This is a genomic window from Bacillus sp. GW821-FHT11D08, assembly GCF_058808515.1.
The window spans coordinates 61,940-81,877 of record NZ_JBXARS010000006.1; the positions used below are offsets into that span (position 1 = coordinate 61,940).

16 protein-coding genes are annotated in these 19,938 nt (G+C 48.6%); 12 read left to right on the forward strand and 4 right to left on the reverse strand.

Annotated features, from left to right (window positions below):
• The first annotated feature begins 11 nt into the window (after positions 1–11).
• From purM to purD, 4 genes are read left to right on the forward strand one after another with little or no spacing between them, the layout of a single operon-like run.
• The gene (purM, locus tag AC1RRX_RS13265; RefSeq protein WP_144464635.1) at positions 12–1,052 is read left to right on the forward strand and encodes a phosphoribosylformylglycinamidine cyclo-ligase; all 1,041 of its coding nucleotides are present in this window, start codon (positions 12–14) and stop codon (positions 1,050–1,052) included.
• Positions 1,049–1,636: a phosphoribosylglycinamide formyltransferase gene (gene purN / locus AC1RRX_RS13270; RefSeq protein WP_007408902.1), complete on the forward strand. Its 588-nt coding sequence runs from the start codon at positions 1,049–1,051 to the stop codon at positions 1,634–1,636. Before purM ends, purN begins: the two co-directional genes overlap by 4 nt.
• Entirely contained in the window at positions 1,633–3,171 is a 1,539-nt protein-coding gene (gene purH, locus AC1RRX_RS13275; protein ID WP_136803762.1) for a bifunctional phosphoribosylaminoimidazolecarboxamide formyltransferase/IMP cyclohydrolase, read from the forward strand. Before purN ends, purH begins: the two co-directional genes overlap by 4 nt.
• A gap of 15 nt (positions 3,172–3,186) precedes the next feature.
• Positions 3,187–4,455: a phosphoribosylamine--glycine ligase gene (gene purD, locus AC1RRX_RS13280; RefSeq protein WP_032871756.1), complete on the forward strand. Its 1,269-nt coding sequence runs from the start codon at positions 3,187–3,189 to the stop codon at positions 4,453–4,455.
• 169 nt (positions 4,456–4,624) lie between these two features.
• Here purD and AC1RRX_RS13285 read toward each other — a convergent pair whose 3' ends face one another.
• Positions 4,625–4,855 carry a YgaP family membrane protein gene (locus tag AC1RRX_RS13285; RefSeq protein ID WP_063095886.1) on the reverse strand — a complete coding sequence of 77 codons (231 nt, stop codon included), beginning with the start codon at positions 4,853–4,855 and terminating at the stop codon, positions 4,625–4,627.
• 121 nt (positions 4,856–4,976) lie between these two features.
• On the opposite strand from AC1RRX_RS13285, the gene AC1RRX_RS13290 reads away from it, so the two are divergent.
• The 3 genes from AC1RRX_RS13290 to AC1RRX_RS13300 are packed head-to-tail and all read left to right on the forward strand — an operon-like array spanning position 4,977 to position 8,053.
• Positions 4,977–6,719 carry an adenine deaminase gene (locus AC1RRX_RS13290; RefSeq protein WP_144464633.1) on the forward strand — a complete coding sequence of 581 codons (1,743 nt, stop codon included), beginning with the start codon at positions 4,977–4,979 and terminating at the stop codon, positions 6,717–6,719.
• A gap of 24 nt (positions 6,720–6,743) precedes the next feature.
• Positions 6,744–7,739, forward strand: coding sequence for a DUF3048 domain-containing protein (locus AC1RRX_RS13295; protein ID WP_144464631.1), 996 nt, complete (start codon positions 6,744–6,746; stop codon positions 7,737–7,739).
• Positions 7,740–7,741: 2 nt separating this feature from the next.
• Positions 7,742–8,053, forward strand: coding sequence for a YerC/YecD family TrpR-related protein (locus tag AC1RRX_RS13300; RefSeq protein ID WP_003155745.1), 312 nt, complete (start codon positions 7,742–7,744; stop codon positions 8,051–8,053).
• Between the two features lie 35 nt (positions 8,054–8,088).
• Here AC1RRX_RS13300 and AC1RRX_RS13305 read toward each other — a convergent pair whose 3' ends face one another.
• A complete protein-coding gene (locus AC1RRX_RS13305) occupies positions 8,089–9,663 on the reverse strand; it encodes an FMN-binding glutamate synthase family protein (RefSeq protein WP_032867582.1) in 1,575 nt (524 codons plus the stop codon).
• 195 nt (positions 9,664–9,858) lie between these two features.
• Between AC1RRX_RS13305 and pcrB the strand changes: the two genes are divergently transcribed.
• The 5 genes from pcrB (at position 9,859) to AC1RRX_RS13330 (ending at position 17,301) form a co-directional block, all read left to right on the forward strand.
• Positions 9,859–10,548, forward strand: a complete 690-nt coding sequence (pcrB, locus tag AC1RRX_RS13310; protein ID WP_108725130.1) for a heptaprenylglyceryl phosphate synthase — start codon at positions 9,859–9,861, stop codon at positions 10,546–10,548.
• A 57-nt stretch (positions 10,549–10,605) separates the two neighbouring features.
• A complete protein-coding gene (gene pcrA, locus AC1RRX_RS13315) occupies positions 10,606–12,825 on the forward strand; it encodes a DNA helicase PcrA (RefSeq protein WP_144464629.1) in 2,220 nt (739 codons plus the stop codon).
• Positions 12,826–12,849: 24 nt separating this feature from the next.
• Positions 12,850–14,856, forward strand: coding sequence for an NAD-dependent DNA ligase LigA (gene ligA, locus AC1RRX_RS13320; protein ID WP_007408911.1), 2,007 nt, complete (start codon positions 12,850–12,852; stop codon positions 14,854–14,856).
• Positions 14,857–14,871: 15 nt separating this feature from the next.
• Positions 14,872–16,068 carry a CamS family sex pheromone protein gene (locus AC1RRX_RS13325; protein ID WP_007408912.1) on the forward strand — a complete coding sequence of 399 codons (1,197 nt, stop codon included), beginning with the start codon at positions 14,872–14,874 and terminating at the stop codon, positions 16,066–16,068.
• Between the two features lie 237 nt (positions 16,069–16,305).
• On the forward strand, positions 16,306–17,301 hold the full coding sequence (locus AC1RRX_RS13330) for a phosphotransferase enzyme family protein (protein WP_039062736.1): 996 nt from the start codon (positions 16,306–16,308) through the stop codon (positions 17,299–17,301).
• Between the two features lie 37 nt (positions 17,302–17,338).
• Here AC1RRX_RS13330 and AC1RRX_RS13335 read toward each other — a convergent pair whose 3' ends face one another.
• Both AC1RRX_RS13335 and putP read right to left on the reverse strand, forming a co-directional pair.
• On the reverse strand, positions 17,339–18,031 hold the full coding sequence (locus tag AC1RRX_RS13335; protein ID WP_003155735.1) for an MgtC/SapB family protein: 693 nt from the start codon (positions 18,029–18,031) through the stop codon (positions 17,339–17,341).
• A 120-nt stretch (positions 18,032–18,151) separates the two neighbouring features.
• Positions 18,152–19,630, reverse strand: coding sequence for a sodium/proline symporter PutP (putP, locus tag AC1RRX_RS13340; protein ID WP_007408914.1), 1,479 nt, complete (start codon positions 19,628–19,630; stop codon positions 18,152–18,154).
• Between the last annotated feature and the right edge of the window lie 308 nt (positions 19,631–19,938).

Below are 19,938 nucleotides of genomic sequence, written 5' to 3' on the forward strand. Positions count from 1 at the left end.
GAGTGATAGGGATGTCTGATGCTTATAAAAATGCCGGAGTTGACATCGAAGCCGGGTATGAAGCCGTCAAACGAATGAAAAAACACGTGGAGCGCACGAAAAGGCTCGGCGTTATGGGAAGCCTGGGCGGTTTTGGCGGAATGTTTGATCTGTCAGAGCTTCCGTATCAAAAGCCTGTTTTAATTTCCGGAACAGACGGTGTCGGCACCAAGCTGAAACTCGCATTTTCAATGGATAAGCATGACACGATCGGCGTCGATGCGGTCGCGATGTGTGTAAACGATGTGCTTGCCCAAGGAGCGGAGCCGCTGTTTTTCCTTGATTATTTAGCGGTCGGCAAGGCCGATCCGGTAAAAATTGAGCAGATCGTTCAGGGCGTGGCGGACGGATGCGAGCAGTCAGGATCAGCGCTTATCGGCGGTGAGACGGCGGAAATGCCGGGGCTGTATACGGCTGATGAATACGATATTGCGGGCTTTTCAGTCGGCGTCGCGGAAAAAGACGAAATCGTCACCGGTGAACATATCGAAGAGGGGCATCTCTTAATCGGACTTACTTCAAGCGGCCTTCACAGCAACGGGTTTTCCCTTGTGAGAAAAGTGCTTCTTGATGACGGCGGACTTGATTTGGATACTGTCTATGAACCGTTTGCGCGTCCTCTCGGAGAAGAATTGCTGGACCCGACGAGAATATATGTGAAGCCGGTGCTCAAGGCGGTGAAAAGCGGTAAGGTGGACGGCATGGCGCATGTGACAGGCGGAGGATTCATCGAGAACATCCCGCGGATGCTGCCGGACGGATTGAGCGCGGAAATTGATCACGGATCATGGCCGATCCCGCCGATTTTTCCGTTTCTGCAGGAGCACGGCAAGCTGAAAGAAGAAGAAATGTTCAATGTCTTTAATATGGGCATCGGTTTTGTCCTTGCCGTTAAAGAAGAGGACTTGACAGACGTTATCGACACGCTTGAAGCTCAGGGCGAGAAGGCTTATTTGATCGGCCGGGTCAAGCGGGGCGAAGGCATTTCTTTCGGCGGTGCGGCTCTTTCATGAAAAAGTTTGCGGTATTTGCTTCAGGAAACGGATCGAACTTCGAGGCCATTGCCAAACGCATGAGAGAAGAGAAGTGGGATGCGGAGCTCTCGCTTCTCGTGACGGATAAGCCTCAGGCAAAGGCGGTGGAAAGGGCGGAGGCTTTACACATTCCGTCATTCGCCTTTGAACCGTCATCTTTTGAAAACAAAGCGGCCTTTGAACGGGCCGTTATTGAACAGCTGCGCCTGCACGGGGCGGAATTAATCGTTCTCGCCGGCTATATGAGACTGATTGGAGATACGCTGCTTGAAGCATACGGGGGCCGCATTATTAATATACATCCCTCGCTTCTTCCGGCATTCCCTGGGATTGACGCTGTCGGACAGGCGTATCGGGCCGGTGTGAAAGTGGCGGGCATTACCGTTCATTACGTCGACGAAGGCATGGACACCGGACCGATTATCGCGCAAAAAGCATTCGAAATACAGGAAAACGATACGCTTGAAGACATAGAGCATACAATACACGAGCTTGAGCACAAATGGTATCCGAGCGTTGTGAAACAGCTGCTGGGACTAAATAACAGAGGTGAAAAGGCATGACAATCAAACGCGCACTAATCAGTGTTTCTGATAAAACAAATCTCGTACCTTTCGTAAAGGAACTGACAGAGCTCGGCGTCGAAGTCATTTCGACCGGAGGAACAAAAAAACTTCTTCAGGAAAACGGTGTGGATGTGATCGGCATTTCAGAAGTGACCGGATTTCCTGAAATTATGGACGGACGGTTAAAAACGCTCCATCCTAATATTCACGGCGGACTGCTTGCCGTAAGATACAATGAAGAGCATATGGCGCAGATCAATGAGCATGGCATTGCCCCCATTGACCTTGTGGTCGTCAACCTTTACCCGTTTAAAGAAACGATTTCGAAAGAAGACGTAACATACGATGAAGCGATAGAAAACATTGATATCGGCGGACCCGGCATGCTGCGCGCCGCATCGAAAAACCATCAGGATGTGACGGTCATCACAGATCCGGCCGATTACAGCTCCGTGCTCAATGAGATTAAAGAACACGGCGGCGTTTCGCTTAAAAGAAAACGCGAGCTTGCGGCCAAAGTATTCCGCCATACCGCGGCATACGACGCATTAATCGCTGATTACTTAACACGCGAGGCCGGTGAGAAAGACCCTGAGCAATTCACCGTTACATTTGAGAAAAAACAATCGCTCCGCTATGGTGAAAACCCTCACCAAGAGGCTGTTTTCTATCAAAGCGCACTTCCCGTCTCCGGTTCCATCGCGGCGGCAAAACAGCTTCACGGCAAAGAGCTTTCTTACAACAATATTAAGGACGCAGATGCGGCCGTTCAAATCGTCCGGGAATTTACAGAACCCGCAGCTGTTGCCGTTAAACATATGAACCCGTGCGGAGTCGGTACGGGAGCTTCAATTGAGGAAGCATTCAATAAAGCGTATGAAGCTGATAAAACCTCCATTTTCGGCGGCATCATCGCGCTGAACCGTGAAGTTGATCAGGCAACGGCTGAAGCCCTTCACGGCATCTTTTTAGAAATCATTATCGCCCCTTCTTTCAGTGAAGAAGCGCTGAACGTACTGACGGCGAAGAAAAACCTTCGTCTGCTCACGCTTGAAGTGTCCGCATCAGGGAAGAAAGAAAAACAGCTGACATCCGTACAGGGCGGTCTTTTGATTCAAGATTTAGACGTCCATGGATTTGATGACGCCGACATCAGCATCCCGACAAAAAGAGAGCCGAGCGAGCAGGAATGGGAAGATTTGAAGCTGGCTTGGAAAGTCGTCAAACATGTGAAATCCAACGCAATCGTTCTTGCAAAAGACCATATGACGGTCGGTGTGGGAGCGGGACAGATGAATCGCGTCGGTTCAGCTAAAATCGCCATTGAGCAGGCCGGAGAAAAAGCAAAAGGCAGCGCGCTCGGATCAGACGCGTTTTTCCCGATGCCGGATACAGTCGAAGAAGCCGCAAAAGCGGGCGTCACGGCGATTATCCAGCCAGGCGGATCGGTCCGCGATGAAGATTCGATTAAAAAAGCGGATGAATACGGGATCGCCATGGTATTCACCGGCATCAGACATTTCAAACATTAAGAGGGGGAACGAAGCGTGAATGTATTGATTATCGGAAAAGGCGGCAGAGAGCATACATTGGCTTGGAAAGCGGCGCAAAGCCCGCTTGTTGACACGGTGTACGCCGCGCCCGGAAATGACGGTATGGCAGACTGCGCGACGCTGGTCAACATTGAAGAAAGCGATCATGCCGCACTCATTGCGTTTGCGAAAGAACATCATGTCGGGCTGACGATTATCGGCCCCGAAGTTCCTCTGATTGAAGGGATAGCGGACGAGTTTGAAAAAGCCGGACTGCTTGTTTTCGGACCGTCTGAAAAAGCGGCTATCATTGAAGGAAGCAAACAGTTTGCCAAGGATTTAATGAAAAAATACGGCATTCCGACGGCGGAGTATGAGACGTTTACTTCATTTGAAGAGGCGAAAGCATATGTGCAGCAAAAAGGTGCGCCGATTGTCATTAAAGCGGACGGGCTTGCCGCCGGAAAAGGTGTCACGGTCGCGATGACGGAAGAAGAAGCGATTGAATGCCTGCACGATTTTCTTGAGGATGAGAAATTCGGGGAGGCGAGCGCATCTGTGGTCATTGAAGAGTTCCTCGCCGGCGAAGAATTTTCTTTAATGGCGTTTGTAAAAGGGGAGACCGTCTATCCGATGGTCATCGCTCAAGATCATAAACGCGCCTTCGATGGAGACAAAGGGCCGAATACGGGCGGAATGGGAGCCTACTCACCAGTGCCGCACATTTCCGATGATATCGTCAGAAGCGCAGTCGAAACGATTGTGAAGCCGGCGGCAAAAGCAATGGTAAAAGAGGGGCGCTCCTTCACGGGCGTGCTGTACGCGGGGCTGATTCTGACGGAAAACGGATCAAAAGTCATTGAATTCAACGCGCGCTTCGGAGATCCGGAAACACAGGTCGTCGTGCCGAGAATGGAATCCGACCTCATTCAGGTGCTCTTAGATCTTCTGCATGAGAAGGATGTTGACCTAAGGTGGAAGGATACGGCCGCAGTCAGCGTTGTGCTGGCTTCTGAAGGCTATCCGGAAGGCTATGCGAAAGGGACGCCGATCGGCAGTTTGACGTCCGCTGAAGACGGGATCGCCGTTTTTCATGCCGGAACGAAAAAAGACGGCGGACAATTTGTTACAAACGGCGGCCGGGTCGCCAATGTCACGGCATTTGCGGAGACATTTGAAGCGGCGAGAGATAAAGTGTACAGCGCCGTTTCAGGGCTGACAAAACCCGGACTGTTTTACAGAAGCGACATCGGCGCCCGTGCGCTGAAAGCATCGCAGCGATAAAGAGGAAAACCCCGCGTTATATAAGATGCGGGTTTTCTTCTGAAAAGACGACTAAGACTGTCGGCTTGCCGTGTGACACGCAGTCATCGATGAAGTCTTCCGGCGTATAGACGGATTCTTCTCAGACTCGCGGGACAGGAGAAATTAAATAACAAGCCGAAACGGCTTGTTATTTTTCTTGCTGATGGCTGTCATCCTGATTCATTCCAGCTTGGAACATATATGTCACCGGACAGAAGCGGAGGATGCCGGACGCCGCTTTCATCGCACCCATCATCATACAGAAGAGATGCATCTTGCACCAAGGTTTTCTCGTGTATTTCGCTGACGCAGCAGACAAAATGGTGAGGCCGCAAGTGATGCGCAGAACGGCATTTAATAAACTGATATTCGGTTTCATCATTTCAGCTCCCTTAGAAAAAGTTTTTCATTCATCTTCAATAATTTGTAACGTTTTAGCCGTGCGATAATTGTGCGGATGTGATACGATGGGTCTAATATAAGCGAAGGAGAGTATGTGAATGTCCGAACGTACCTTTAACTGGAAAAACAAAGACATCAGATCACAGGCGGATGTTGTAGACTCAAAGCTGCTTCCAACGCTACTTTTACGGGATGCTCTCGTATTAAATCCTTTTTTAAAACAATGGCTGAAAAAGAATGTCTGGATTTACGGAGACCGAATTGTATATGTTGGTGATGAGCTTCCTGATGCAGCAGAGCACATTCATACCATAAATTGTGAAGGAAAATACATTGTGCCAGGTTACATTGAACCGCATACACATCCTTTTCAAATATATAATCCCCAAACGCTCGCCGAATATGTGTCTCAATTCGGAACAACGACGTTTGTTAATGATAACTTGTTTTTTCTTTTGCACAGCGGTAAAAAGAAAGCGCTTACTATATTGGAGGAACTGAAAAAACAGCCGGTGCAATATTTCTGGTGGTCCAGATATGATCTGCAGACTGAAGTGCTGAATGAGGATCAGCTTCTTTCTTTTGATGTCCGAAAGCAATGGATTGAGCACCCGGATGTCATTCAAGGCGGAGAATTGACCGGATGGCCGCGCCTCATGGACGGCGATGACCTGATGCTTCATTGCATGCAGGCGACAAAAAAACTGCGCAAGCGGATAGAAGGGCATTTTCCCGGAGCCTCTGAAAAAACACTGACGAAGATGAAACTGTTCGGAGCTGATTCCGACCACGAGGCGATGAATGGCGGCGAGGTGATGAGACGGCTTGAATTGGGCTACTATGTTTCGCTCAGACATTCATCCATCCGCCCTGATTTGAGAACGATTTTGCAGGATCTTCATCAAAAAGGCTTCCGGCATTATGATCATTTCTTCTACACGACGGATGGAGCGACGCCGAATTTTTATAAAGGCGGCATGACGAATGAATTAATCAAAATCGCTTTGGAGGAAGGGGTTCCGGCGATTGACGCCTACAATATGGCCTCCTTTAATATCGCGAAATATTATCAGATGGATGACTTTCTCGGTGTGATCGGTCCGGGCCGGCTTGCTTCATTGAATATTCTTGATGACCCGATGAATCCGGACCCGGTCACGGTGATCTCCAAAGGCATCCTGCTGAGGGAAGACGGCCGAAATATGAATGCGTTTACAGAAACGGATTGGAAAAAGGGCGGTCTTGTCCCTCTTGAGCTTTCATATGATATGACGATGGATGATTTACAGTTTTCAATGCCGATGGGTGTGATAATGCGCAACGCGGTCATTATGGAGCCGTATATGATTGCGATTGATAATTCTGTTGACCAGCTTTCTTTTGATCATGATGAATGCTATCTCACGCTTCTCGATAAGCATGGAAAATGGCGGGTCAATACAATGCTGAAAGGTTTTGCCGATCGGGTGCAGGGTTTTGTCAGTTCCTACACGACAACCGGAGATATTATCGCTGCCGGAAAAAATAAGGAAGATATCCTGCTCGCTTTCTCACGGATGAAAGAAATCGGCGGCGGAATCGTGCTTGCCGAAAACGGGAAGATTCTGCATGAGATTCCCCTCGCCTTAAACGGTTCTGCATCTGCGGAGAAGTATGAAGAAGTGCTTGAGAAAGAGCAAAAACTGAGGATGTTGCTGGAGGAGCGGGGCTACCGATTCTGCGATCCGATCTATACGCTGCTCTTTTTGCAGAGCACACACCTGCCTTATATCCGCATTACGCCGAGAGGAATATTCGACGTGATGAAAAAAACTGTACTCTTTCCATCGATAATGCGTTAAAATATAAAAGCAGGGAGCCGACATATGAAAAGATGGAAAACCGTTTGTATGCTTTGTTTTGCGTTTTTGCTGCTTGCCGCCTGCCGGCAGAATAATGCCGATCAGGTGCAGCCGAAAGAAGCGGAAGCTCCTTTAACGGGGCTGAAAACTGAGCAGAAGCTTGCAGAACGCCGTCCGATTGCAGTCGCAGTGAACAATCATCCGAAGGCGAGGCCCCAATCCGGGCTGTCAAAGGCGGATGTTGTCATCGAAGCGCTCGCGGAGGGCCGGATTACGCGGTTTCTCGCGATTTTTCAAAGTGAGATGCCGGAAACGGTCGGGCCTGTGCGGAGCGCGAGGGAATATTTTGTCACGCTCAGCAGCGGGTTTAACAGCATATTTGTCCATCATGGCTGGAGTCCCGGCGCAAAAAAGCAGCTGGAGTCCGGAGCTTACGATTATATAAACGGTTTGGATTTTGACGGAAGCCTGTTTTGGAGAGCCGATTTCAGCAAGCCGCCCCACAATTCCTATACGTCGTATGACAATATCAGGAAGGCGGCGGAACAAAAAGGATACAAGCTGAACGGAAAAACAGAACCGCTCCCATTTCAGACATCAGATGCAAAACCAGGAAATGAAACCTACAATATTCGGATAGATTATGGAACACAAAACATTACAAATCTTGTCGAATACGATTATGATAAAAAAGCTGATGCTTATACAAGAAGATCTGATGGTGTGAAAGCGACAGACCGGGAGACCGGAAAGCCTTTAGCCATGCACAACATTTTTATTGTTGAAGCCGGCCATCGCATGACAGACAAAGATGGAAGGCGGGCCATCGATATTCAGTCAGGGGGGAAGGGCCTCCTGCTTCAGCACGGCGATGTTATGGAGTCAGACTGGGAATATAAAGACGGCCGTATTCTGCCCGTAAAAGGCGGTGAGATTCTTCCGTTTGTGCCAGGAAAGACATGGATTAATATCGTGCCTGATCTCGATGCAGCTTCCATTAGTAAAGGAGAAGGTGTTTGACGATGCAAATCGATAAATTACGCGGAAAAGAACTGGACCAGTTATTTTTATCTATTTTATCGCTGAAAGATCTGGAGGAATGCTATCGTTTCTTTGACGATCTTTGTACGATTAATGAAATCCAATCGCTGGCGCAGCGTTTGGAAGTGGCGAGAATGCTCCGCGAAGGAAATACGTATCACAAAATAGAAAGCGAAACGGGTGCTTCCACAGCGACGATTTCCCGGGTGAAGAGATGCTTAAATTACGGTAACGACGCCTATGAAATGGCGCTTGACCGTGTAAACAAAGGAGAATCCTCCTCAGCTACGTAAAAAACCGCTCTGCCGATGACGGCAGGCGGTTTTTTTTATGCGTGCTGATTCAAAAGGCCGGGAAGTTCCCTCAGGCTTCCGTCTTCCTCCCGGTATACGATGTGTTCAGCTGAGAAATGAATCGGTGAGCTGATGCCCGCCGCCGCGGCGAGGTGAAACAGCCCTTCACGCAACGAGAGCACGTAGTTGCAGACGCGGTGCTGTTTATCCTCGATACTGAGCGCGCGCTGAAGTTTTGGATCGGTTGTCGCCACTCCGACAGGACAATGATTGGTGTGGCATACTTGAGCGCGGATACAGCCGACTGAAAACATCATTCCCCGGGCAATATTGACAAAATCCGCGCCTAACGCGAGGGCAACGGCAATCTTATCCGGAGTGAGCAGCTTTCCGGATGCGAAAATTTTCAGCTTATTTCTTATCCCGTATGTCTTCAAAAGGCCGTCAACAAGGGGGAGGCCGGTCAGAATCGGCAGGCCGACGGAATCCGCCAGCTCATGGAAAGAAGCTCCCGTTCCCCCTTCACTTCCGTCAATCGTAATAAAGTCGGGAAGTTTGCCTGATGAACTCATACAGGAAATAAGGTCTTCAAGGTCTTTGCGGCTGCCCGGGACAATTTTGATGCCGACCGGTTTTTCACCGACAGTCCTTAATTTCTCAATGAAATCAAGCATGTCCGGAACATTTGAGAACTCGTTGAAGCGGTTTGGGCTGTCAATGGATTGTCCGGGCTGCACATTTCTGATGGCGGCAATTTCTTCGGTTACCTTTGAACCGTCAATATGCCCGCCTCTTGCTTTCGCCCCTTGTGCAAGCTTTAATTCAAAGGCTTTAATCTGCTCGAGGCGGCTTTTTTTCTTGAATTCTTCCCACGAAAATTCTCCATCTTCGGTGCGGACGCCGAACAGCCCGGGGCCGATTTGGCAGATAATATCCGCGCCGCCTTTCAGGTGATACTCAGACAGGCCGCCTTCGCCTGTATTCATCCATGTGCCGCCGGCCTGGTGCAGCCCTTTTGACAGGGCGGTGATTGCCCTGTCGCCAAGTGAGCCGTAGCTCATCGCTGATTGTCCGATTAACCCTTTCACATAAAACGGCTTCTTGCATGTGTCGCGGCCGATCACTTGCACATCGTCCGGATGCAGGTAATAAGGGTCCGCTTTTGCTTTTTCGCGGTGTTCGCTGCGTTTCAGCAGGTTGTCTTTGTCAATCTTGTATACCATCGTGTCGATCTTCGGCGTCTGATCTGCGCGCAGCTCCTCCCTTTGTTTCGGGAAGAGGGCGTTACGGATATAATAGCCCGGCTGATCGAAATCCCGTTCTGAGCCGAAGCCCATCATTCTGCTCTTATACTTTCCGGACATGACCGTCTGTTCATATTCTCTCCGGGAAAACGGCTGTTCTTCGTTATCATTGCTGAATAAATACTGCCGCAGCTCAGGTCCGATTTTTTCAAATATATAGCGCAGTTTTCCCGCTGCGGGATAATTGCGCAGCACTGAATGTTCTTCCTGCTTTTCGTCTCTTATGTATATCCAGAGAAACAATGCGGCGGGAACTAAAATAATAAAAATCAATATACAAATCAGTACGATAATGGCTTGTTCCATTGAGATCAGACTCCTTGTCTTTTTTCTCTTTGACATTCCACATATTGTCTGTTTTCAAACATAGCCGTTTCCCGTCCGGCGGAGCGCAATCTTTTTTTGTGAATCAGGTGAATGACGTCTTTTTCCGTTTTTCCGGGCCAAACGAATTTGTTATAATGTTTAAATGGCAAGAAACGAATGGAGGAACGAAAACGCATGTACGATGTTAACGAGTGGAAGCATGTTTTTAAACTCGATCCGAATAAAGATTTACCGGATGAACAACTGGAACGGCTTTGTGAATCAGGGACTGACGCCATTGTGATCGGAGGAAGCGACAATATCACCGAGGACAATGTGCTGAGACTGATGTCAAAGGTGCGGCGGTTTTTAGTGCCGTGCGTACTTGAGGTGTCGACGATTGATTCCATTGTGCCCGGGTTTGATCTTTATTTCATTCCGAGTGTGCTCAACAGCAAAAAGGCGGACTGGATTGTCGGCATGCATCATCAGGCGATGAAAGAATACGGAGAGCTCATGTCAGTGGAGGAAATCGTGACGGAGGGCTACTGCATCGTCAACCCTGATTGTAAGGCGGCCGCTTTGACGGAGGCGGATACACATATAGAAACAGAAGATATTCTCGCCTATGCGCGGGTCGCGGAGCATTTGCTTCATCTCCCGATTTTTTATCTGGAATACAGCGGGATGCTGGCGGACATAGAAACGGTGGAGAAAACGAAGGCTGTGCTGGACAAGTCCGTCCTGTTTTACGGAGGCGGCATTAAAGACGCGGAAACGGCGGAACGGTTCGGCCGTCATGCCGATGTCATCGTTGTCGGAAATGCCGTATATGAAGATTTTGATCAGGCGCTTAAAACGGTGGCGGCTGTAAAGACAAAGTAGCCAAGCGGACGAAATTGATTTATGATAGAACATATGTTTGATAGGCGGTGAACGGATATGAATTACATTAGCAATCAATTATTAAGCGGATTAAATCCCGTTCAGCAGGAAGCGGTCAAGACGACGGACGGTCCGCTGCTTCTGATGGCGGGCGCGGGAAGCGGAAAAACACGTGTGCTGACGCACAGAATCGCATACTTAATGGCGGAAAAACACGTGGCGCCATGGAACATTCTGGCGATTACATTTACAAATAAAGCCGCCAGAGAAATGAAGGAGCGGGTAGAGAGCATTCTCGGACCCGGGGCGGATGAAATCTGGATATCCACCTTCCACAGCATGTGCGTGCGGATTCTGCGCAGGGACATTGACAGAATCGGCATCAACCGAAATTTCTCCATTCTTGATACGGCTGATCAGCTTTCCGTTATTAAAGGGATTCTGAAAGAGCGGAATATCGATCCGAAAAAGTTTGATCCGAGAAGTATTTTAGGGTCCATCAGCAGCGCAAAAAACGAGCTGATCGAACCTGAGGAATTCGCAAAAACGGCCGGCGGCTACTACGATCAGGTCACGAGTGACGTGTATACCGATTATCAGAAAAAACTGCTGAAAAACCAATCGCTCGATTTTGATGATTTAATCATGACGACGATTAAGCTTTTCGAGCGTGTGCCGGAAGTGCTTGAGTTTTATCAGCGCAAATTCCAGTACATTCACGTAGACGAGTATCAGGATACGAACAGGGCGCAATACCTGCTTGTGAAGCAGCTCGCGGCCCGTCTTGAAAATATCTGCGTCGTCGGTGACTCCGACCAGTCCATTTACAGATGGCGCGGGGCGGATATCGCGAATATCCTTTCCTTTGAAAAAGATTATCCGAGCGCAAACGTGATTCTGCTCGAGCAAAATTACCGCTCAACAAAGCGGATTCTGCAGGCGGCTAACGAAGTGATCAAAAACAACTCAAACCGCAAGCCGAAAAACCTGTGGACGGAAAATGACGAAGGCATCAAGCTTTCTTATTACAGCGGCGACAATGAATTCGGCGAAGGCCAATTCGTCGCGGGCAAAATTTATGAGCTGCACAGCTCGGGCCGGCGGAAGCTTTCCGATATCGCGATTTTATACCGGACAAACGCCCAGTCGCGCGTCATTGAGGAAACCCTTTTAAAATCCGGACTGAACTACAATATCGTCGGCGGAACCAAGTTCTACGACAGGAAAGAAATTAAAGACATTCTCGCATACCTGCGCCTTGTGTCAAACCCGGACGACGACATCAGTTTTACGCGGATCGTCAATGTGCCGAAGCGGGGCGTCGGCGCCACTTCACTAGAAAAAATCGCTTCATATGCGGCGATGAACGGAATGTCAATGTTCCAGGCGATCAAACAGGTTGATTTCATCGGCGTCAGCGCGAAAGCGGCAAACGCGCTTGACGGTTTTGGCGTAATGATTGAAAATCTGACGAACATGCAGGATTACCTGTCCATTACGGAACTCACGGAAGAAATTCTCGAGAAAACGGAATACAGAGAAATGCTGAAGGCCGAAAAATCAATCGAAGCCCAAAGCCGTCTTGAAAATATCGACGAGTTTCTTTCCGTGACGAAAAACTTCGAACAAAAAAGCGAAGACAAGTCTCTCGTCGCGTTTCTGACTGATTTGGCGCTGATTGCGGATATTGACCAGCTCGACCAGAAGGAAGAGGAATCAGGCGGAAAGGATGCCGTCACTTTAATGACACTGCACGCCGCTAAGGGGCTTGAATTTCCTGTCGTGTTCTTAATGGGCATGGAAGAAGGCGTGTTCCCGCACAGCCGCTCCCTGATGGAAGAAGCCGAGATGGAAGAAGAACGCAGGCTCGCATATGTAGGCATTACGAGGGCGGAAGAAGAACTGTATTTAACGAATGCCAAAATGCGCACCTTATTCGGCCGCACCAATATGAATCCGGAATCCCGCTTTATCAGGGAAATACCTGGCGATTTATTGGAGAACCTAAATGAGAAGAAAACACCTCGCATGCAGCCGGGAAGAAAAGTGCAGCCAAAACGCGGGCCCGTATCCCGTCCCGTTTCCTATGCGAACAAAACAGGCGGCGACTCGCTCAGCTGGGCGGTCGGCGATAAAGCGGGCCATAAAAAATGGGGCACCGGAACGGTTGTCAGCGTAAAAGGAGAAGGCGAAAGCACCGAGCTTGATATCGCATTCCCGAGCCCAGTCGGCGTGAAGCGTCTGCTTGCCGCTTTTGCGCCGATTGAAAAGCAGTAACCTGAAGAGGAAAGGAAGAACATGATGGACAAAGAAACAGCGAAATACCGGGCAGAAGAATTGCGCCGCACCATCGATCAGTACAGTTATGAATATTACACCTTAGATGAACCGAGCGTGCCGGATTCCGAGTACGACAGACTGATGCAGGAGCTGATTGCCATAGAGGAAGAGCACCCGGAACTCAGAACGCCTGATTCGCCCACACAGCGGGTCGGGGGAGCGGTGCTTGAATCGTTTCAAAAGGTGCAGCACGGCACGCCGATGCTCAGTCTCGGCAACGCATTTAACGATGATGATCTCCGCGATTTTGACCGCCGCGTCCGTCAGGCTGTCGGTGACGGCGTCGCTTATAATGTGGAGCTGAAAATAGACGGTCTTGCTGTTTCTCTCCGTTATGAAGACGGCTATTTCGTCAGAGGCGCGACAAGAGGAGACGGAACGACGGGCGAAGATATCACGGAAAACTTAAAAACGATCCGCAACATTCCGCTGAAAATGAAACGGAATCTTTCCATAGAAGTGCGCGGAGAGGCGTACATGCCGAAACAGTCATTTGAAGCGCTCAATGAAGAAAGGCTGAAACATGAAGAGGAGCCGTTCGCCAATCCCCGGAACGCGGCTGCGGGCTCACTCAGACAGCTCGATCCGAAAATTGCAGCGAAACGAAATCTTGACATCTTCGTCTACAGTATAGCGGAGCTTGACGAGATGGGTGTGGAAACACAGAGTCAGGGCCTGGATTTTCTGGATGAGCTCGGTTTTAAAACAAACCAGGAACGGAAAAAATGCGCCACGATAGATGAAGTCATTGAAATGATCGAAGAGCTGCAGGCGAAGCGGGCCGATCTCCCGTATGAAATTGACGGAATCGTCATCAAAGTCGATTCGCTCGACCAGCAGGAAGAGCTCGGGTATACGGCAAAGAGCCCGCGCTGGGCGATTGCTTATAAATTCCCGGCGGAAGAGGTCGTGACAAAACTTCTCGATATCGAACTGAATGTCGGAAGAACGGGCGTCATTACGCCGACCGCCGTTCTGGAACCGGTAAAAGTCGCGGGAACGACGGTCTCAAGAGCATCCCTTCATAACGAAGATTTAATTAAAGAGAAGGATATCCGCATTCTCGATAAAGTGGTCGTCAAAAAAGCGGGCGACATCATCCCTGAGGTCGTCAATGTCTTAATCGAACAGCGGACCGGGGAAGAAAAAGAATTCAATATGCCGACCAGCTGCCCTGAGTGCGAAAGCGAACTTGTCCGCATTGAAGGAGAAGTCGCGCTGCGCTGCATCAATCCGGAATGTCCGGCGCAGATCAGAGAAGGCCTGATTCACTTTGTCTCACGCAACGCGATGAATATTGACGGACTCGGAGAACGTGTCATCACACAGCTTTTCCGTGAACATCTCGTCCGTAATGTCGCTGATTTGTATAAGCTGACGAAAGAGCAGGTCATCCGGCTTGAGCGGATGGGGGAAAAATCAACTGACAATCTGATCAGCTCCATCCAAAAGTCGAAAGAGAATTCGCTGGAACGCCTGCTGTTCGGTCTCGGCATCCGTTTTATCGGCTCAAAAGCGGCCAAAACACTCGCCATGCATTTTGAAAGCCTGGAAAATCTGAAACAAGCCACGGAAGAAGAGCTGCTTGCGGTGGATGAAATCGGCGAAAAGATGGCCGATGCCGTTATCACCTATTTCCGCAAAGAAGAAATGCTTGAGCTATTGAATGAACTTGAGGAACTCGGTGTGAACACACTCTACAAAGGCCCGAAAAAAGTAAAAGCGGAGGACAGCGACTCTTATTTTGCCGGCAAAACCATCGTGTTGACCGGAAAGCTTGAAGAGCTGTCCAGAAATGAAGCCAAGGCGCAGATTGAAGCGCTCGGCGGAAAGCTGACGGGATCTGTCAGCAAAAAAACAGACTTGCTGATTGCCGGAGAAGCGGCCGGAAGCAAGCTGACAAAAGCGCAGGAATTAAACATTGAAGTATGGAATGAAGCACAGCTATTGGGAGAGCTAAAGAAATAAGAGGAGTGTTTTCTATTGAAAAAGATGTTGGCATTGGCGGCGACGGCAACGGCGGCAGTACTCATGCTGTCGGCCTGTTCGCCGAGTTTCGGGGGGAACAAAGAGGAAGAGATCACGCAGAAAACGGCAAAGTCTTCTGAAAAAGCGATCATACCGAAATATAATATCTCTGATTCCTACTATAAAATGGTGCTTCCGTTTAAGGCCGGAAAAGCGCGCGGCCTGACCGCGGACCGGCTGAACACGAGGCTGGACATCGATGAATTCGAGACGGGTCTGATGCGGCTCGCTCAAGACACGTTCCCGACGGATGACTATTTGTATCAGGAAGGCCAGTATTTAGATGAGGACACGGTACTCAGCTGGCTTGACCGCAAAAAAGAAGGCAGTGATCTGAAAAAGGCGAAAAAGGCAGATTCCAATTTTCAGAATCTCGGCTTAAACCCCGTGCTGCCAAGCTCGGGATCGGCAAAAGAGAAAAATGAAAACAGCCCGATTTACTTAGCGTCCATGCTTGAGCAGGATTACTTAGTAAGAAAAGATAAAAATTCCATCCAGCTTGGCGGTATCATGATCGGTCTCGCTCTCAACTCTGTATACTATTACCGTGAAAACACAGGTGATCCGCAGCAGGAAGTGGAGCTCAGTGACAAAACAATCCGCAGCCACGGTGAAGAAATCGCCCAGGAAGTCGTTAACCGCCTTCGGAAAATGGATAACCTGAAAAATGTGCCGATTACCGTCGCCCTTTATAAACAAGCGCCGAAAACATCAATCGTACCGGGGAATTACATTGCAAAAACAGAAGTCAAAGCCGGCTCATCCACCATTTCAAACTGGGATGATGTCAAAGAAAAGTACGTCTTCTATCCGGCGGATACAGACACGGCAAAGAAATACCCTGATGATTCCGAAGTATTTAAACGCTTCAAAAACGCCATCGACAGCTACTTCCCGAATTACACCGGAGTCGTCGGAACGGCAATGTACGAAAACGATGAAATGAGAAAAATGAAGATTGAAATCCCGATGCAATTTTACGGGAAAAGCGAAGTCATCGCCTTCACCCAATACTTAACAGGTGAGCTGATGGATTATTATTCAAAAGGCTCAGTTGATGTCGAAATTAACATTACCTCGTCTGATGGGCAGGAAGCGCTGATCGTCCGCAATGCGGGTGACAAAGAACCGACCGTCCATATTTACGATTAACCAAGATGCCCTTGTTCATTTCTGTATGAGCAAGGGTTTTTTTAATGTGAATATCGTTGGAGCGAGGAATGAGGTATGTTAAGATATTTGTATAATCAGGAATTAACAGGAAAACACATTTCATTTCTAAGCGGATGTTACTAATCTGCTGTGAAAAAAGAAGGGCAGGAATGTTGATGAATGACATTTGCTGAGTACACACACCGCCTACAAACGTTATGAAAAGGGTGAATCAGCATGCATAAAGATATTAAAGCGATTTTTGAGGAAGATAAGGTGCTGGCTGAAGCAGGTGAAATATACGGCTTTACCAAGTTTCAATTTATTGCGGACGCAGAGAACTACGTATATGAAATTGTGAAAGATAACGAACCTTATATTTTAAAAATTACGCATACGATCAGAAGAACACCGGAATATATTCTCGGAGAAATGGAATGGCTTCATCATCTGGCAAAGGGAGGGCTTTCAGCAGCAAAGCCGATTCCTTCATTAAATGGCAAAGATGTCGAAGAAGTGCCGGATGGAAAAGGCGGAGCGTTTTTAGTAAGAGTCTATGAAAAAGCGCCCGGACGCAAAGTGGAGGAATCAGACTGGAACGGAACTCTGTTTTACGAGCTTGGAAAGTACACGGGGAACATGCACCGGCTGACGAAAAGCTACCGTCTGAGCGATCCGACATATAAAAGGCAGGAATGGGATGAAGAGGAGCAGCTGAAGCTGAGAAAATACGTGCCCGCAGATCAGCATCTCGTATTTGAGCGGGCGGATGCTCTAATGGAAAAACTGCGCCGTTTGCCGAAGAACCCTGAAAACTACGGACTTGTGCACGCCGATCTGCACCACGGCAATTTCAATTGGGACAACGGAAAAATCACTGCATTTGATTTTGATGATATCGGCTACAATTGGTTTGTGAATGATATCAGTATTCTGCTGTACAACATGTTGTGGTATCCGGTCATCCCGTATGAAGACAAGGCCGCGTTTACGGGTGAATTCATGACTCACTTTATGAAAGGCTACAGGGAAGAAAATGACCTTGATCCCGCCTGGCTTGAACACATCCCGGATTTCCTCCGGCTGCGTCATATGCTGATCTACGGATTATTGCATCAGGCGTTTGACCTCAATTCACTCGGGGACGAGGAACTTGAGATGCTGAAAACCTTCAGGCGCGATATCGAAAATGAAACCCCGATTACGGAGTATAACTTTTCTGCATTCGTATAAATAGAAAAACGCCGGCTGAATCCAGCCCGGCGTTTTTTTATAGCGTATCACACTTCACTCCGACGACACCTTGAATTTCTTTAATATCATAATAGACGTCAGTGGTGTAGCGGTTTTTATGAACACTGACTTTCACTTCCATAATCGGAAATTCTTTTTCGCCCAGATCATCAATCCGGACGGAGTGAATGCGGAGCTGTTTGCTTTTCATTTCCTTTAAAATCTCGGTCATTTTGTCTTTATCGGAAAGAGACATTCTCACGCGGATATCTTTTTCCTTCAAGCGGTTGGGACCGATTTTTCTGATCAGCCACGGAAGAAATTCGACGCTGATCAGGATAAACAAGAGGCTTGCGAACGCCTCTTTATAAAAGCCGGCGCCTGTAGCCAGACCGAGCCCGGCTGCGCCCCAGATGATGGCCGATGTCGTCAGGCCGGATATGACGTCATTGCTTTTACGCAGGATCACACCCGCGCCAATAAAACCGACGCCGGAAATGATTTGGGCGGGAAGGCGGAGCGGATCCATCATGATTCGGTAATATTTTGGGAAATGATATGCCGCATTAATGCTGACGATCGTCAGCATACAGGAGCTGACGGCGATGACGATACAGGTTTTCAGTCCGAGCGGTTTGTTTTTCAGCTCGCGTTCAAGACCGATGATCATGCCGATCAGCGTGGCAATGCCCAGCTTTAATAAAATGTCTGGTTCGATAGGCCAGCTCAATTTGCACAGCACCTCCGCAATTTTTCTTATAATAAATTGATATGATTTTCTCACAGTATTTATAGCAGGACAAGTGCGGAAGAAAAAAGCCGTCAGGGATAAAATCTGACGGCTTTTTGTCTATTTCTTGTTTTTCAAAAGAGCTTCCATCCGGCTGAACAGCTGATAAGAAGCATCGGCCGGTTTTTTGGTCAGCAGGCTGACGGCAATACCGGCAATCAGACTGAGGAAGAACCCCGGAATGATTTCGTATACGCCGGTTGAAGCGGCAAGCCCTGTCGTGATCCAGATTAAAACGGCCGCGGCCCCGGTAATCATCGCCGCAAGCGCTCCCCATTCATTCATCCGTTTCCAGTACAGACTGAGCAAGAGCGCCGGGCCGATAGCCGAACCGAAGCCTGCCCACGCATATCCGACCAGATCAAGAATGGTGCTGTTCGGATTCATGGAAAGCAAAATGGCGATAACGGCCACGATCAATACCGACAGGCGTCCGGTCATGACCAATTCTTTATCGCTCGCTTCCCGTCTGAAAAAGGCGCGGTATAAATCTTCCGTAATGGCGCTTGCCGTTACGAGAAGCTGTGAGGAAATGGAACTCATGATCGCCGCTAAAATCGCGGACAGCAAGAAGCCCGTAATCAGCGGATGGAACAAGATTTTAGAAAAAATAATGAAAATCGTTTCCGGATCTTTTACGGAGACTCCGAAGTGATGAGAATACGCAACCCCGATAATCCCGGTAAGCAATGAACCGACAACTGAAATAACCATCCAGCTCATCCCGATTCTGCGGGCGGGTTTTAAATCTTTCACTTCTTTAATCGCCATAAATCGTACGATGATATGAGGCTGGCCGTAATAGCCGAGTCCCCATGCCAAATAAGAAATAATGCTAATGACGCTCGCGCCTTTAAAGATATCCAATAGTTTCGGGTTAACGGCGTTGATCGAATCAATCGTCGTTGAAACGCTCCCGAGCTGGGTAAAAGCAACGATCGGCACAAGCACTAATGCCGCAAACATGATCGCTCCCTGTACAAAGTCAGTCAGACTGACAGCGAGGAAACCGCCAAACAGCGTGTAAAGCACAACAACACCGGCCGTTAAAAACAAACCGAATTTGTAGTCGGCGCCGAATGCCGATTCAAATAACCTGCCTCCGGATACCATCCCGGACGATGTGTACAGTGTGAAAAAGATCATAATAATCACGGCGGAAACAATTTTCAGCAATGATGACGAGTGGCGGAACCGTTTATCGAAAAAATCGGGAATCGTAATCGCATCATCCGCAACTTCGGTGTAAGCGCGCAGCCTCGGAGCAAGCAGCAGATAATTTGAATACGCGCCGATCGTCAAACCGAGCGCCAGCCATAAGGTCGATAACCCCGTTGCGAACATTGCGCCGGGAACTCCCATCAGCATCCATGCGCTCATATCGGCCGCACCTGCGGACAGCGCCGTTACGAACGGGCCGAGTCCTCTTCCGCCCAGCATGTAATCATTAATATTCGTTGTCTTCCTGAATGCGTACCAGCCGATTAACAGCATGGCAGCAAAGTAAATGCCAAGAGATATAATTAATTCAATACTCACGTTTTTGGACCCTCTCTTCTTTCATGTAAATGTTGCATCACCTCTGTAGATTAGTAGTGCCGGAATATGCGCCGGCGATCCAGCCTTTAGTCATCATTCCATGCGGATCGCATGATTTAGTGCTGGCTATGGTTACTAAACCTAACAAAGTATCCCCGATCAATCAACTCTCGAAACCTGGCCCGCTCAAGGAAAAAATCCCCGCCAACATAGAACAGCTTAGAGATGAAAACGCTACCAATAAATTATAAAAGTAAAAATTTTCTGACATATAATTCGTTTCTCTTTCTCCCCGATTTAGGATAAAA

Bases quoted from the DNA above. Each gene is read 5' to 3' on its own strand.
- purM (WP_144464635.1), top strand. From the start codon at position 12: ATGTCTGATGCTTATAAAAATGCCGGAGTTGACATCGAAGCCGGGTAT.
- purN (WP_007408902.1), top strand. From the start codon at position 1,049: ATGAAAAAGTTTGCGGTATTTGCTTCAGGAAACGGATCGAACTTCGAG.
- purH (WP_136803762.1), top strand. From the start codon at position 1,633: ATGACAATCAAACGCGCACTAATCAGTGTTTCTGATAAAACAAATCTC.
- AC1RRX_RS13285 (WP_063095886.1), bottom strand. From the start codon at position 4,855: ATGAAACCGAATATCAGTTTATTAAATGCCGTTCTGCGCATCACTTGC.
- AC1RRX_RS13290 (WP_144464633.1), top strand. From the start codon at position 4,977: ATGTCCGAACGTACCTTTAACTGGAAAAACAAAGACATCAGATCACAG.
- AC1RRX_RS13295 (WP_144464631.1), top strand. From the start codon at position 6,744: ATGAAAAGATGGAAAACCGTTTGTATGCTTTGTTTTGCGTTTTTGCTG.
- AC1RRX_RS13300 (WP_003155745.1), top strand. From the start codon at position 7,742: ATGCAAATCGATAAATTACGCGGAAAAGAACTGGACCAGTTATTTTTA.
- AC1RRX_RS13305 (WP_032867582.1), bottom strand. From the start codon at position 9,663: ATGGAACAAGCCATTATCGTACTGATTTGTATATTGATTTTTATTATT.
- pcrB (WP_108725130.1), top strand. From the start codon at position 9,859: ATGTACGATGTTAACGAGTGGAAGCATGTTTTTAAACTCGATCCGAAT.
- pcrA (WP_144464629.1), top strand. From the start codon at position 10,606: ATGAATTACATTAGCAATCAATTATTAAGCGGATTAAATCCCGTTCAG.
- ligA (WP_007408911.1), top strand. From the start codon at position 12,850: ATGGACAAAGAAACAGCGAAATACCGGGCAGAAGAATTGCGCCGCACC.
- AC1RRX_RS13330 (WP_039062736.1), top strand. From the start codon at position 16,306: ATGCATAAAGATATTAAAGCGATTTTTGAGGAAGATAAGGTGCTGGCT.